The organism is Microvirga sp. HBU67558 (genome assembly GCF_018069605.1).
Classification (GTDB): domain Bacteria; phylum Pseudomonadota; class Alphaproteobacteria; order Rhizobiales; family Beijerinckiaceae; genus Microvirga; species Microvirga terrae.
Window position 1 is genome coordinate 1 of record NZ_JAGPUP010000120.1, and the last position, 301, is coordinate 301.

Here is a 301-nt window from a genome sequence, read left to right on the forward strand (position 1 = left end):
TCCGGTACGACCCGTACCGTTGCCCACATCTGGCTGTGGCCAAGGCCGCAGAACTCATGACAGGGCATCAGGAGGTCGCCGGTCTTCGTGAAGACGGTATGCACCTGGCTGACATAGCCCGGGATGATCATGGTGTTGACGTTCGTGCCCGTGATCAGGATGCCGTGGATCACGTCCGGCGTGGCGAAGCGCAAGGTGACGATGCGGTTCGCGGGTACGACGATGCATTGCGGCTGGAAGGCGAACTGCGTGGCGACGATGCGGCTCGTGACCTGATCACCGGGTTCGACCCGCGTCCCGA

At 63.1% G+C, this 301-nt stretch carries 1 pseudogene; it reads right to left on the reverse strand.

The features are described 5' to 3' along the window. Positions 1 to 301 (reverse strand): annotated as a pseudogene (locus tag KBI52_RS00490) (cytochrome C oxidase subunit II); the annotation flags it as partial.